General features: G+C 45.2%; 12 protein-coding genes. 5 read left to right on the plus strand and 7 right to left on the minus strand.

Annotated elements, in window-relative coordinates; all coding sequences use genetic code 11:
• Positions 1–155 precede the first annotated feature (155 nt).
• Complete coding sequence (gene trpB / locus ACFQ0C_RS17875) at positions 156–1,316, plus strand: tryptophan synthase subunit beta (RefSeq protein ID WP_379368410.1); 1,161 nt, start codon at positions 156–158, stop codon at positions 1,314–1,316.
• Between the two features lie 87 nt (positions 1,317–1,403).
• Here trpB and ACFQ0C_RS17880 read toward each other — a convergent pair whose 3' ends face one another.
• Entirely contained in the window at positions 1,404–4,076 is a 2,673-nt protein-coding gene (locus tag ACFQ0C_RS17880; RefSeq protein WP_379368411.1) for an S-layer homology domain-containing protein, read from the minus strand.
• A gap of 140 nt (positions 4,077–4,216) precedes the next feature.
• Between ACFQ0C_RS17880 and ACFQ0C_RS17885 the strand changes: the two genes are divergently transcribed.
• Positions 4,217–4,360 (plus strand): hypothetical protein, encoded by a 144-nt coding sequence (locus ACFQ0C_RS17885; RefSeq protein WP_379368412.1) that lies wholly within the window; start codon positions 4,217–4,219, stop codon positions 4,358–4,360.
• Positions 4,361–4,418: 58 nt separating this feature from the next.
• Here the strand turns inward: ACFQ0C_RS17885 and lpdA are convergent, their stop codons facing one another.
• From lpdA to pdhA, 4 genes are all read right to left on the minus strand, one after another.
• Positions 4,419–5,837, minus strand: coding sequence for a dihydrolipoyl dehydrogenase (gene lpdA / locus ACFQ0C_RS17890; protein WP_379368413.1), 1,419 nt, complete (start codon positions 5,835–5,837; stop codon positions 4,419–4,421).
• A gap of 3 nt (positions 5,838–5,840) precedes the next feature.
• A complete protein-coding gene (locus ACFQ0C_RS17895; RefSeq protein ID WP_379368414.1) occupies positions 5,841–7,196 on the minus strand; it encodes a dihydrolipoamide acetyltransferase family protein in 1,356 nt (451 codons plus the stop codon).
• A 551-nt stretch (positions 7,197–7,747) separates the two neighbouring features.
• Entirely contained in the window at positions 7,748–8,728 is a 981-nt protein-coding gene (locus ACFQ0C_RS17900) for an alpha-ketoacid dehydrogenase subunit beta (RefSeq protein WP_379368415.1), read from the minus strand.
• A 17-nt stretch (positions 8,729–8,745) separates the two neighbouring features.
• A complete protein-coding gene (pdhA, locus tag ACFQ0C_RS17905) occupies positions 8,746–9,819 on the minus strand; it encodes a pyruvate dehydrogenase (acetyl-transferring) E1 component subunit alpha (protein ID WP_258215708.1) in 1,074 nt (357 codons plus the stop codon).
• Positions 9,820–10,028: 209 nt separating this feature from the next.
• Between pdhA and ACFQ0C_RS17910 the strand changes: the two genes are divergently transcribed.
• Entirely contained in the window at positions 10,029–10,754 is a 726-nt protein-coding gene (locus ACFQ0C_RS17910; protein ID WP_379368416.1) for an alpha/beta hydrolase, read from the plus strand.
• A gap of 14 nt (positions 10,755–10,768) precedes the next feature.
• On the opposite strand, the gene ACFQ0C_RS17915 is transcribed toward ACFQ0C_RS17910, so the two are convergent.
• The gene (locus ACFQ0C_RS17915; protein ID WP_379368417.1) at positions 10,769–11,644 is read right to left on the minus strand and encodes a LysR family transcriptional regulator; all 876 of its coding nucleotides are present in this window, start codon (positions 11,642–11,644) and stop codon (positions 10,769–10,771) included.
• A gap of 129 nt (positions 11,645–11,773) precedes the next feature.
• On the opposite strand from ACFQ0C_RS17915, the gene ACFQ0C_RS17920 reads away from it, so the two are divergent.
• Positions 11,774–12,847 (plus strand): branched-chain amino acid aminotransferase, encoded by a 1,074-nt coding sequence (locus ACFQ0C_RS17920; RefSeq protein WP_379368591.1) that lies wholly within the window; start codon positions 11,774–11,776, stop codon positions 12,845–12,847.
• A 114-nt stretch (positions 12,848–12,961) separates the two neighbouring features.
• On the plus strand, positions 12,962–13,198 hold the full coding sequence (locus ACFQ0C_RS17925; RefSeq protein WP_379368418.1) for a hypothetical protein: 237 nt from the start codon (positions 12,962–12,964) through the stop codon (positions 13,196–13,198).
• A 92-nt stretch (positions 13,199–13,290) separates the two neighbouring features.
• Here ACFQ0C_RS17925 and ACFQ0C_RS17930 read toward each other — a convergent pair whose 3' ends face one another.
• Positions 13,291–14,115, minus strand: coding sequence for a lipoate--protein ligase family protein (locus ACFQ0C_RS17930; protein ID WP_379368419.1), 825 nt, complete (start codon positions 14,113–14,115; stop codon positions 13,291–13,293).
• Positions 14,116–14,142: the final 27 nt, after the last annotated feature.

The raw sequence follows: 14,142 nt of genomic DNA on the forward strand, positions 1-14,142 counted from the left end.
TTTTCAGCTATTTATTCTATTACAACCTTATTATAGAATATAACGAATCCTTCTACTCTGTCTAAAGAAATTTTGACAATTCACACCATTTTTTTTGCTATAATAGCTATTAGATAGTGCATACTTCACAAATTTAAGATGGAGGTTGAATCAATTTGAGTAAAGAATTGTCTCAGGAAGGATATTTCGGAGAGTTTGGCGGCAGCTTTGTTCCTCCGGAACTGCAAGAGGTGCTAGACTATTTAGCTGCACAATTCAATAAATATAAAGATGACCCTGAATTTAATGAAGAATATCGATATTATTTAAAGGAATATGTGGGTCGTGAAAATCCGTTAACCTATGCCCAGCAATTGACGGCCAAATGGGATGGGGCTAAAATTTATTTAAAGCGTGAGGATCTCAATCATACTGGAGCACACAAGATCAATAATGTCGTAGGCCAGATTCTGCTTGCCAAACGTATGGGAGCCAAGAGAGTCATCGCAGAAACAGGCGCGGGACAGCATGGTGTAGCTACTGCAACTGCATGCGCTATGTTCGATATGGAATGTGTCATTTATATGGGGGCGGAGGATACACGTCGTCAGGCATTGAATGTATTCCGTATGGAGCTGCTCGGGGCTACCGTAATTCCTGTCACCAAAGGACAAGCCCGATTAAAAGACGCAGTTGACGAAGCTCTCAACGATCTTATTCAAAATTATAAAAGCACCTTTTACTTATTAGGCTCTGCTGTGGGACCTCACCCATTCCCAACCATGGTCAAGCATTTCCAATCCATCGTAAGTGAAGAGTCCAAACGTCAAATATTGGAGAAGGAAGGACGTCTCCCCGATGCTGTGTTAGCATGCGTAGGCGGCGGAAGCAACGCAATAGGCTCATTTGCTCACTACATCGAAGAACCTTCCGTTCGACTGATTGGGGTTGAACCCGACCAGGCTCCCACATTAAATGAAGGTGTACCTGGTATCATTCATGGATTCAAATGTTTGGTATTGCTTGATGAGAACGGAAATCCAAAGCCTACCTATTCGATAGCTGCAGGCTTGGATTATCCCGGTATTGGCCCAGAGCACAGCTTCTTAAAAGTATCCGGCCGCGCCGAATACGTAACCGTTACAAATCAAGAGGTTTTGGAAGCATTCCAGGAGCTATCCCGTGTTGAAGGAATTATACCTGCCCTTGAAAGTGCTCATGCCGTGGCCCACGCTAAGAAGCTCGCTCCGACAATGAGTAAGGATCAGATTATTATCATCAATTTATCCGGACGTGGGGACAAGGATGTTGAGCAAGTATTTCAAATGCTTAAATAATTGCTTTTCCGGCTCATAAAGTTATACACTTGGTATAATCACATAGAAAAAGGAAGCTTACGGATTTCCGCAGGCTTCCTTTTTGTTTTATTTTTTGGCTTCATAGAGCTGTACTCTTTGTAAATTGCCTCTTTCATCGAGCAGCATCAGCCGTCCATTCGAATCCATACTCATCTTGTGAATGGGCTTACGCTCCCTCAGATAACCCGCTAAGTCTTCTGTCCAACTAATGCTCCCATTGGTTTCAATACAATAAAGCACAGTCCCCGACATCACATAAAATTTATCTTCATGGGTGCTGACCGCATCAATCGTGCCTTCGATTTTTAAATCTGCTGTTTGTGCAGCATACTGGTGATCATTTATTTTCACTTGCGTTAATGTTTTATTGCCTGTATCCAATACACTTAACTTTTGATCATACCAGAGAGCCGCTGTAGATTTCCCTGAATAGCGTATTTCTAGACCTACCTCAGACGGTAAAAGCTTATAACCCTTGCGATCCCGATCAATAAACCACAGCTCTCCCTGGGTTACATCACTCACAACCATTTGACCTGTGCCATTAAAAGCAATGAAATCTTTTTCAGTAATTGGGCCTTTATCTGCCATATAACCAACGGTTATTGCTTCTGGAGAAATTAAGTTTATGGAAGCAATATTCAGATCCTGACTCCATGCCGTTCTGTATATCCCCTTGCCTCTCCCATCAAAATGCAGCCCTCCAGTGTAGGTGATCATTCTAGGTTTAAGCTGCTTCTGATGGTCATCATAATAGTCAAATCTCATACCAAAAAAGGAATTCAAATCTGATGCCCATGTAGACGACTCTTGATACCACAGTAGCAGATGATTAACCGGTAGTTTTTTTTCTATAGCATATAGATTACCTTGATCATTCGATACCATGCTTAATATCATATTTCCTTGCTCATCTTTTTGAATTCCGATATCTTGGTTAATGAAATCCACTTTGGGTTTAGCTAATTTAGAACCTGTTTGAAGTACAGGAAGAGGCTTGGGTTCAATCGTTTGATTCTTAACAAGTTTTAGTCTACGCATAAAGTTCGACGATTGCTTATCCAGAAAAACAATATTACCTGTTGGTTCAAAGGCAAATTCACTGATCTCCAAAATTTCCCGTTGTTCATTATGATTCCTGTAATAAATATTATTTAAACTTAAATCATTATAAACTAACTGCCTTTCCTCCAAAAATGGCTCGATTCGACCGGTTAATTCAACCGAAAACAGACTTTTACCTGTAGAAATATAAAATTGGTTATCTTTAGTAGTAGCAGAAACGATGTTATCTGTTTGAACACCTATCTTTTCGACTAATTTTCTTGATTGAAGATCTACTTTAATGATGGATTTTAAACCTGGATCCAATATGTATAACAGTTCTCCTTGTACAAGTGCAGTCAAGGGCTTCCCGCTAAAGGCAAACGCTGCTATCTGCTCATTTTCACCATCTCCAGGTTTTATTCGTTGTATATTTCTATTCGTTATATCACTAAAGAGATAGTCTCCATTCGGGTGCTGAATAATAAAATCTTGCGTTGTCATCGTGGTGCCTTTTACCGTGTTCACAAGAGGGATCTTCTTGTCTGAAAAAGAAAATAAAGACCAAAAATTCCCGTTAATCCAGTTCACTATGAATTGCTTATCCGAGCTGTTGACTGAATCGAGTATCTTTATTGGGGTAAGATCATATTTAGTAATGTTCTTTTGCCCTCTAATCTTATCAAATATGGGACCTGATAATGAGGCTATCATAGAATCATTCACAGTCTCTACGGTTGAGGCAAGCTGTGCATCATCGTTTTGCCGTTTTATAGCAAAATGACTTACTGAAAAACGATTAGTCGTTTCTACAAAATAAATTTTCCCTTCAGAATCGACTGTCAAATTGCTTATGGGGAGTTTATCCAGTACACTGCGACCTGAAGTATAGGAACCCGTATACGTTATACCCACATCTTCAGCCAGCAAATCAACAATTGCATATATCGGTTTTGGATTCAGCGGTTGGGTCTTGATTGGAGCCTCAGGGATTTGGGCTGCGGCCTCCGATTTCTTAGCCGGCTCCTGTTCCGTCGATGAAGACATCTCTTCTGAAAATGCCTTTGTTAATACGACAGTTGCTTCCGCTCTTGTCAAAGCGGCTTTACCGCGGATTGTTCCATCCTCGTAACCAGAGATAATGCCCCGCTCAACCGCGGTAGCCAGATCTTGCACCGCGCCTTCCGATATACTGTTAAAATCATTGAATTTGGACTGCAAATCTGCCGGCTTTCCTCCAGCCCAACCTCGTAATCGTACAATGGCAGCCGCCACATCCTCCCGCAAAGCAGGTGCATCAGGATTAAAGACGTCCGTTTCGCTCTTTAACGAATTTTGTACAAACATCCCTTTCAACGCATCTGCATAGGGCTTGTACCAGGCAGAGGAATCCACATCTTTAAACACTGCTGCGGAGTCCACCTTCTTTTCGTTCAGTTGGGCTGTTTTATACAACAACGCTGCAAATTCCGCTCGAGTCAGCGTCTGATTGGGACGAAAGGTTCCATCCGGATAACCGTCTACAATCTTTTTCCCATACATTTCTTGAACAGCCTTGAAGCTCCAATGGCTCTCCGGTAAATCGGTGAAAGAGCTCTTATCAAGCGCAGCCACCCTTGGTTCATCGATATGGCTTAATGCTGATAGCAAAATAACAGCCATCATAAGCTTTGGCATAATTTTATAAACTTTCAAATTTGCACCCATCCTTTTACCTATATGAAATCTTCTCAAATACTTATTTTAGCATATTAAGGAATAAATTGGTCAAAATAATCATAGGACAAATTCACTGGAGCATACAATTATAAATAACTAATTAAGAGGTGAACCCGATGACTAAAAAATCAGTGACTTCCATGACGTTGGGACAGTTCATGGACAGACCGCAGAAAAAAAACCGTCACCGTTCTGTATTGTTTATGAGACTGCCTGGCGGGAAAAATACAGTAAAGCTTTTCCGCTATATATTCAGTTAACTAAAAAAAGCTTGAGACACAATCATGTGTCCCAAGCTTTTTTTTGATTTTGCTACTATTATTTGCGGCCCAACACATGAATCGGATGGCCCAATGCCACTTCAGCAGCATCCATAGTAATTTCACCTAATGTAGGATGTGCGTGAATCGTTAATGCAATATCCTCAACAGTTGCGCCTAATTCGATAGCCAGTGCCATCTCAGCGATCAGGTTCGATGCTTCCGCTCCAACAACCTGTGCACCAAGCAGCAATCCGGAATCTTTATCGCCAATCAGCTTCACGAAGCCTTCAGAAAGGTTCATCGTCAAAGCGCGGCCATTAACGCCATAAGGGAATTTACCGACAGAAAGGTTGATTCCCTTCTCTTTGGCTTCGGTTTCGTTCAAGCCTACGCTTGCAATCTCCGGATCGGAGAAAACAACGGCAGGGATGCATTTGTAGTCTACTACGCTTGGAAGTCCAGCAATGGCTTCTGCCGCGATCTTGCCTTCGTAGCTGGCTTTATGAGCCAATGCCAAGCCTGCAACGATATCACCAATTGCATAAATATGCGGCACGTTCGTTTGGCACTGCTCATTTACCTTGATAAACCCACGCTCACCGATTTCAACACCTGCTAATTCAAGCGACAGATCTCCATCTGTATTAGGACGACGTCCAACTGTTACCAGTACATATTGAGCGGTAACTTTTTGTTCTTCGCCTTTTACTGTGAAGGTTACGGTAACATCTTTATCCGTTTGTTCACAGCCTTGAGCCAGCGCTTCGGTGAATACTTCAACGCCGCCTTTTTTCAAGTTGCGTCCTACCAAGGTTGACAGCTCTTTCTCAAAGCCAGGAAGTACAGAATCAGAGCCTTCCAGCACCGTTACTTTCGTACCCAGCTTGGAATAAGTTTGCCCCAGCTCGATACCAATATAACCGCCGCCGATGACAACCATGCTCTCAGGAATTTCCTTAAGATCAAGAGCTTCCGTAGAGGACAAAATACGGCCTCCGAACGGGAAGGTTTTTAACTCAATTGGACGAGAGCCCGTAGCGATAATGCAATGGTTGAAACGGTACCGAGCTGTTTCATTATCGTTAAATACTCTTGCTTCATGATCATTGATGAACAAAGCTTCACCATTAAACACTTGAATTTTATTGCCTTTAAGCAGTTGACCGACACCGCCGGTCATCTTCTTTACAATACCTGATTTCCATTCTTGGACCTTGTTAAAATCAACCTTCACGTTCTCAGCTGTGATCCCAATGGAATTATTATGGGTAGCAGCTTCATACTGATGGGCTGCGTTGATTAATGCCTTGGAAGGGATGCAGCCACGGTTCAAGCATACGCCCCCAACCTCGGATTTATCGATAACCAGTACGCTTTTGCCTAGCTGTGAAGCACGAATAGCCGCCACATAACCGCCAGGACCCGCACCGATGACTAATACGTCTATTTCAACGGAAGCATCTCCTACTACCATATCTTACACCTCCATAATTAGAAGCTCTGGATCAGCCAACAGCTGCTTAATGTAGTTCAAGAAGTTTTGAGCTGTTGCGCCGTCAATAATACGGTGATCAAAGCTTAAGGACAATGCCATAACTGGAGCGATAACGATCTCACCATTTTTCACAACCGGCTTTTCAGTGATACGGCCTGTTCCCAGGATCGATACTTCAGGGAAGTTAATAACCGGTGTAAAGAACATACCGCCAGCGGAACCAATGTTAGTGATTGACAGTGTGCCGCCTTTCATTTCCGCAGGAGCCAGCTTACCGTCGCGACCGCGTGTTGCCAAATCTTTGATGGATTCAGCGATAGACCAAATATTTTTGCGGTCCGCGTCATGGATAACCGGAACGATCAAGCCGTTATCCGTGTCCGTAGCGATTCCGATGTTGTAATATTTTTTGTAGACGATCTCGTTTTTCTCTTCATCGATCATTGCATTCATTGCCGGGAATTGACGCGCTGCGGCAACCAATGCCTTAACAATAAATGGCAAGTAAGTCAGCTTGACGCCTTTCTTTTCTGCCGCTGCTTTCGCTCTTCCGCGCAAGGCGACGAGCTGTGTGACGTCGACTTCGTCCATCAATGTCACGTGCGGAGCCGTGTACACGGATTTGACCATTGCATTCGCGATTGCTTTGCGAATGCCTTTCAATGGAACGCGTTCTTCGACGCGTTCGCCTTGCACTGCTGCTGCCGGTGCTGCAGCAGCCGCTCCAGCTGCTGGCGCTTCGCTTGCAGCTGCAGGTGCCGCCGCAGGCACGCCGCCGCCTGCCGCAAAAGCAAGAACATCTTCCTTCGTCACGCGGCCATTAGGCCCGCTAGGTGTGACTTGTGCGATGTTCAAGCCTTTCTCGCGCGCGAGCTTGCGCACGCTTGGCGTAGCCAAAGCCTTGCCAGCGGATGCTCCCGCTGTTGGTGCTGCCGCAGGGGCTGCGCTAGCCAGCGGTGTGTCCAGCTGCGAGTTCGCGACGTTCGCCGCGATAGCTCCGCCAACCGCACACTCAGCTTCCGGCTCAGCAGCAGGAGCAGCTGGTGCCGAAGGGGCACTTTCGCTGTGTCCGTGGCTCGCTTGCTGAGGCATTTCGCCTTCAACTTCGATTGTGGCGATTAAATCGCCGATCGTACAAACTGTGCCTTCGCCAACTTTGATATCGACGATTTTGCCAGCTACCGGGGATGGCACTTCTACTGTGGACTTGTCATTCTGCACTTCCATGATGATCGTCTCATCATTGACCACGTCTCCCGGCTTTACAAGCCACTTGACGATCTCACCTTCGTGAATTCCTTCGCCAAGCTCAGGGAATTTATATTCGAATACCGCCACGATTTGCAACCTCCTAAGTATGGCGTACGCGGGAGTTGTTGGTTTGGGTCAATAGATAGGACAGTCGCAAAAGCAACCGTTCCGGTTCCGACAAATACAACCGCCTCCGGCCGCTCTTGAAACCAGGTTTCCTTATTCTTTAAGACATCTCAATGAAGAAACCTGTTTTCAAAGGCGGCGCGTTAACTCTCCGGTCGGTCGTATTTGCCTCCACCTGCACTAACTATGCGGTGACCATACCTACAATCTCCAAAAATCACAATCCCGATACGCTTGGGATATATAGAGCAGGCTTGCATGTGTATCTGCAAGCCTATTAGTATTTATTAACCATGCAAGGTGCCATGTACCTCAGCACCTCTTTATTACTACCTCACCTAGAAGTTCGGTGATTAAAAAGCGGAGAGGGTGGAATCATTCTGGAGAAGCGTCAGCGTTCCCCTTTGTCCCCGGATTTTTTACCGCTAAACGGTAATTATTCAGAAAAATCGGGGGGCAAGAGGGATCGGAAGAATGATCCGCACTCGCAGCTACAGTTGATCATCGAACTTCTAGAAATCCAAAACTTTATTTAAACCAGCTACGATACGAGCCGGGTTAGGCAGCCATTGGTCTTCAATTTGAGCAAAAGCATATACAGTGTCCGGCGGTGTTACACGAAGCACTGGAGCTTCCAGGTGAAGGATCGCTTTCTCATTAATTTGAGCGATAACTTCAGCAGCGATACCTGAAGATTTTTGCGCTTCTTGTACAACAATTGCACGGTTCGTTTTCTTAATGGATTCAACGATAGTGTCGATATCAAGCGGCATCAAGGTACGAAGATCGATAACTTCGACTTTGGCTCCGCGAGCTTTTTCGATTTCTTCAGCAGCCTTTAAGGACGTATGAACCATAGCACCGTAAGTAATAATGGTAACGTCTGAGCCTTCGCGAACTACGTTCGCTTTGCCGATAGGCACGGTGTATTCGCCTTCCGGCACTTCGGCGCGGAAAGAACGGTACAAATTCAAATGCTCCATGAAAAATACAGGATCGTTATCACGGATTGCAGAAATCAACAAGCCTTTTGCATCATAAGGATTGGAAGGAACAACTACCTTGATACCAGGCGTTTGTGTAAGCAAGCCTTCCAACGGATCTGTGTGAAGCTCAGCTGCTTTTACACCGCCGCCAAAAGGTGTTCTGAATGTAATTGGCGCATTGTAGCGGCCGCCGGAACGGTAGCGCATACGTGCTGCCTGGATGGCAATTTGATCCAAAGCCTCATAGATAAAACCAACGAATTGAATCTCGGCAATCGGACGAAAGCCTTGAATCCCCATACCTACTGCCAAACCGCCGATTGCGGATTCTGCCAGAGGCGTATCAAATACGCGATCTTCTCCGAACTCAGCTTGCAGTCCTTCCGTTGCACGGAATACACCGCCGACTTTACCTACATCTTCCCCGAATATTACAACGTTAGGATCGCGCTGCAGCTCTACGCGCATTGCGTCCTTAATCGCTTGAATCATTGTCATTTGTGCCATGGTCTGCTTCCTCCTCTTTAACCGATATAATCCGCTTTTTGCTCTTCCAAATGATGCGGTGTAGTTTCAAACATGCTATCAATCAAGCCTGGAATCGTCATTTTTTCCGTTTGCTCTGCTTTTTTAATTTCTTCGGCAACTGTATTTTTTGCGTCTTCCACAGCTTTATTTTCATCTTCTTCAGTCCAAAGACCTTTAGCTGTCAAGTAAATACGGAAACGGTTCAAAGGATCTCTTGTTGATTCCCAATCAGCCGTTTCTTCCTTAGTACGATATTTGGACGGATCATCACCGGACATGGAGTGAGGCAGGAAGCGGTAAGTGATAGCTTCGATCAGCGTTGCACCTTCACCGTTACGGCCGCGTTCAGCAGCATCTTGAACAGCTTTCACTACAGCAAGCACGTCCATTCCATCTACTTGAACACCTTTAATACCAGCAGCTACTGCTTTGTGAGCTACCGATGCTGCCGCAGTTTGCTTGGAGAAAGGAGTTGTGATCGCATAACCGTTATTTTGAACGACAAAAATCGTTGGCAGCTTGAACGCTCCCGCAAAGTTCATGCCTTCATAGAAATCGCCCTCAGAGGAGCCTCCGTCACCCGTGTACGTAATCGCCACACGCTTTTCGCCGCGTTTTTTAAATGCCATGGAAACGCCCATCGCGTGTAAAATTTGTGCTCCAATAATGATTTGCGGCATAAGAACATGCGCATCGGCCGGAATTTGTCCGCCATGCTGATGGCCGCGTGAATATAGGAAAGCTTGATACATCGGAAGACCATGCCATACGATTTGCGGCATATCCCGATAGCCTGGACAGATAAAATCATCTTTATTTAAAGCGAACTCGCTGCCGATCATTGTCGCTTCTTGTCCGGAAACCGGAGCATAGAAACCAAGACGTCCTTGACGGGTCAAGTTAACAGCACGTTGATCCCATGTGCGCGTAAATACCATGCGTCTCATCAATTCTTTCAATTGATCGTCAGTCAATTTCGGCATTTCATTTTCATTTACAATGGTACCATCAGGTGCTAAAACGGATAAAGGAAGCACCTCAGATACGGCCACTTCGTATGGCTTACTCATGTACATTCACCTCAACGATAGATTTTCGTGCCTTGAAACTGGAGTTTCTGTTATAGTAGTATTATAAACCTGTTTTCCGTAATAAAACAACTACCCTCCTGAATTATATGATCTTTTTCAAGAATACGCTATATAACAGTTTCAAAAAACATATAATACAGATGATTAAATTTCAGCAAACTATTATAATACAACAGGAGGACAACCCTATGGATGACTCGTTCTATTACAAACGAAACATTGTCAAGGAGCTCGTTCCGTCCAGCATTTTAAGTGAACACCGCACAGTACGTATCTCATTACCGCCGGGCTATCAGGAACTTATCTCCTACCCTGTTATTTATTGTCAGGACGGAGAGCAGTTCATAAATTTCGGCAGAATCGCCACTCATATGAACCGTTTGGTTTACGATGAAGGCGTTGAGCCCGCAATTATTGTTTGCGTCGATACGATAACAGACGTTCGTACATCCGAATATGCCCCTGAAGGTGCGCTTTTTGACGATTATTGTCGATTTTTCACTCAGGAGCTACTGCCGTTCGTCGAGCAAAAATACCCGGTACGTACTTCCCAATCGGAGCGCATTTTGGCGGGGGATTCATTGGGAGGTACCCTATCCTTACATCTCGCCTTAGATTATCGTGACCTATTTGGCAAAGTTATATCCTTATCAGGGGCATTTTTACAATCAACACAGGAACGGATTGCGAGGGAAGCCGATTTATCTTGGCTGGAGCTGTATATGCTGATTGGCTTGGACGAGCAGGAGGTAATAACGGAGCGTGGAACGTTCGATTTTCTTGAGGCAAATCGGCTTACCCGGGAGCTCCTCGAAGCAAGAAACTGTCAGTTAACATACTTCGAGAAGCCAGGCAAGCATTTATGGGGCTTCTGGCAAAACGAGCTGCCCGCCGCGATGAAGCTTTTTTTGTAAATCTAACTTATCGTCTATACTTCGAAGCTGCTCATCAATTCGCGGATGAAGGTTTGGATCGAAGCACACATGTACGTCTCTTTTCGATAAACAATTCCGACGGATTTTTGAGGCACCGGGTCTTGGATGGGGATAGCCCGGATGCCCAAGCTCTCGATATTTTTTAAATAAGACCGCGGCAGGACGGCTCCTCCAATGTTGCTTTTAGCCATCTGAAGTAATGAATCCAGGGTGGACAACTCGAGAATTGGTTTTACGACAAATCCATACTGTGCACAGTAGTTGTCCATCATTTGACGAACCAGGAACTTTTTCTGAAGCATCATGATCGGGTAGCTCTGGAGATCCTTCATTTCAATGAAACGAGCCTCTGCCAAGCTGCTGCTATCTGAAACTACCAACTGTAATTCTTCGTTATATAAAGGAATACTTTCAAGCAGATCGTCCTCGAGCGGCAAAAATATAACGCCAATGTCCAGTTGATTCGTCAATAACCCTTCCTTAGTTTCGTCCGTAGCCAGCTCTGTCACAGAAAGCTCAACGCCTGGAAATTGCTTGTAAAATGAGATCATCGCCGATGTAAGCAGATGGTTGCCAGAACAGCCGATACGCAATCTTCCCCGCTGCATGCTGCTTAATTCATTTATAGCGGCCTTGGCTTGGTCTAGCTCGTGAAATAAATTCAGGCTGTGTTTTAAAAGAATTTCTCCCGCTTCCGACCTATAAGTTTTTTTACCTATTCTCGTAAATAAAGGCGCCCCTACCCGATGCTCCAGCAGCTGGATTTGATGACTTAGCGTGGATTGACTGATCCCAAGCTTTTCAGCCGCCCTCGTAAAATGCAATTCCTCACATACCGCAATAAAATATTCCAAAAGCCGATGCTCCATACCCGTTCACCTCGCCCTATAATAATCGATGTTATCTATAATAATAAGAACTAATTCATAATTGATCAATGATATGTGATCTCTTATAGTTGGAAGTAGAGATGTATTTATTGCCAATTGAGGGGGAACCTGATCATGAATCCAATACGTATTGAACTAAGCAACCAGCTCAAATCGAAGCCAGACCAACAATCATTGGGCTTTGGCAAGCATTTTACCGACCATATGTTTTTGATGGATTATTCCGCAGCTGAAGGCTGGCATGAACCTCGTATTGTGCCTTATGGCCCATTTGTACTTGATCCTGCATCTATGGTGTTTCATTATGGCCAAGCTGTTTTCGAGGGATTAAAGGCTTATCGTTCAAATGATGATCAAATTCTGTTGTTTCGTCCTGACAAAAACGCGCAGCGAATCAACCTCTCAAGCGAAAGAATAAGTATACCGCCCATTGATGAAGCTTTTTTCGTGGAAGCTCTGCAAACCCTTATCCGCATTGAAGCGGACTGGATCCCCTCTACAGAAGGAACCTCTCTATATATCCGCCCCTTTATAATTGCCACTGAAGCGGCTCTAGGCGTACGCTCATCCGATCATTATTTGTTTGCTATCATTCTTTCTCCGGGGGGTGCCTACTATGAGGAAGGCTTGAAGCCTATACGCATCTTCGTTGATAATCATTATGTAAGAGCCGTTCAAGGCGGCACCGGTCATGCCAAAACACCCGGCAATTATGCATCCAGCTTAAAAGCACAAATGGAAGCAAAGGAACAGCATAACTGTTCTCAAGTACTGTGGCTTGACGGTATCCAGAGATCCTATATCGAAGAAGTAGGGAGTATGAATGTTTTTTTCAAAATAAACGGCGAAGTGATTACCCCTGAATTAAACGGCAGCATTCTGGAGGGGATTACCCGCAATAGTGTCATCCACTTGCTAAGGCAATGGGGCATCCCGGTAACGGAACGAAAAATATCTATAGATGAAATCATGCGCGCATCCGATAATGGATTATTGGAAGAGGTATTCGGCACTGGAACGGCAGCCGTCATTTCACCGGTTGGCGGGCTGTATTGGAACAGCCGCGATATTGTAATTAATCAGGGCATAACAGGGGCTTGCTCGCAAAAGCTGTACGATACTTTAACGGGGATACAATGCGGTAAAGTGCAAGATGAGTGGGGATGGACAGTAAAATGCTAAGCTGCTTATATAGCAGCTTTTTTGCTGTCTGAAATTAAGACTTTCAAGGAATTCTGAACATTTCTGGTTGAGGGAATAATAGAGTATACTTTTGATAGAATACGTACTGGAGGAGTGAAAAACGATTTTATGGAGCAATATAGCACTTTAATTGGCGTTGTTTTGGAAAAGCTTGATCAAACCTATAAGGATTTGAAGTTCAATTATAACGGCCTGGATTCTATTCTTAAGGGACATTCTGCCGAAGAAGCAGCTAATACCCCTGAACTGATAACTATAAAAGACCTGCGCGATACTTATGGCGAGCTTATTGAGCGACTGGAAAGTCGTCTCCCCGGCATAAAGGAATGAATACTCATTCCTTCACGACTGGCAGGTATACGTTGTGATGACGACACTGCTCTGCTTCCAACCGCCCATTTCGCTGCAGCTTGCCCTCTTGCTCATGCTATCCCATAGCGTGCCTTCAGCATGAGCACTGTCTCCGCAATTTGCTGCTCATCAGGCAGTTGAAGCGGAGCTTCAACTGCGGCCGCTGCCAGCTTGCGCTCTCGTACCGTTTGCTTCACGGAATCAACGAACCGCTGCTCATCGCACAGTCCGATCAGCTCCTCCAGGCTCGCCATGCTGTGCTCGTCCACCTCTGGAAAGGACTGCTCATCAGCTCCCTCAGCCGCTATGCGGTAAAACTCGCGGGCCAGCGCTGCTTTGCTTTCGCCGTCGCCGCGAACGACTACGAATGCCTGCACAACGATAGCTTTTGCCTGCCGCCGCTGTGCAATGCCACAAAACTTGCGCCCTCCGATGCTGAGATCATAATCTCCCGGGCAATAGGAGCCCTTGATCTCCCCCTTTTCCACATCAGGAGATAAGGTTTGCAGCGTGTCCTTGATTAAATGATACATCGTCTCGAAATCATGCCGATAATCGATCTGTCCTTGACGCTTGGGCATCACGAGTGAAATATTAACGACCCCAAGATCAAGCGGGACCGCAGCTCCACCGGAGTTGCGTACGGCAACCGAATACCCTTGAGATTCCAGCCACTGCTTAGCTTTCACAGCTTGCGGCAGACGGCTGTCTCTAAGTCCCATAACCAGCGCTCTCGGATGCCGCCACATATGTACAATCGGCGTTCCTCCTTCTCCGACTTGCCTGCATAACAGCTCTTCCATCGCAAACGGAATAAGCACTTCGTCATGTGCAGTATGCTGTGTACGGTCCCAAATCAACATACCACCAGGTAAAGACCATTGCTTTGCTTCCATCGTACACACCTCTTTTTTCTACCAAAT

Source organism: Paenibacillus sp. GCM10027630 (assembly GCF_042676305.1).
GTDB lineage: Bacteria > Bacillota > Bacilli > Paenibacillales > NBRC-103111 > Paenibacillus_S.

Coding starts and splice junctions, on each gene's coding strand:
- ACFQ0C_RS17885 (WP_379368412.1), top strand. CDS start 4,217: ATGACTAAAAAATCAGTGACTTCCATGACGTTGGGACAGTTCATGGAC.
- lpdA (WP_379368413.1), bottom strand. CDS start 5,837: ATGGTAGTAGGAGATGCTTCCGTTGAAATAGACGTATTAGTCATCGGT.
- ACFQ0C_RS17900 (WP_379368415.1), bottom strand. CDS start 8,728: ATGGCACAAATGACAATGATTCAAGCGATTAAGGACGCAATGCGCGTA.
- pdhA (WP_258215708.1), bottom strand. CDS start 9,819: ATGAGTAAGCCATACGAAGTGGCCGTATCTGAGGTGCTTCCTTTATCC.
- ACFQ0C_RS17910 (WP_379368416.1), top strand. CDS start 10,029: ATGGATGACTCGTTCTATTACAAACGAAACATTGTCAAGGAGCTCGTT.
- ACFQ0C_RS17915 (WP_379368417.1), bottom strand. CDS start 11,644: ATGGAGCATCGGCTTTTGGAATATTTTATTGCGGTATGTGAGGAATTG.
- ACFQ0C_RS17930 (WP_379368419.1), bottom strand. CDS start 14,115: ATGGAAGCAAAGCAATGGTCTTTACCTGGTGGTATGTTGATTTGGGAC.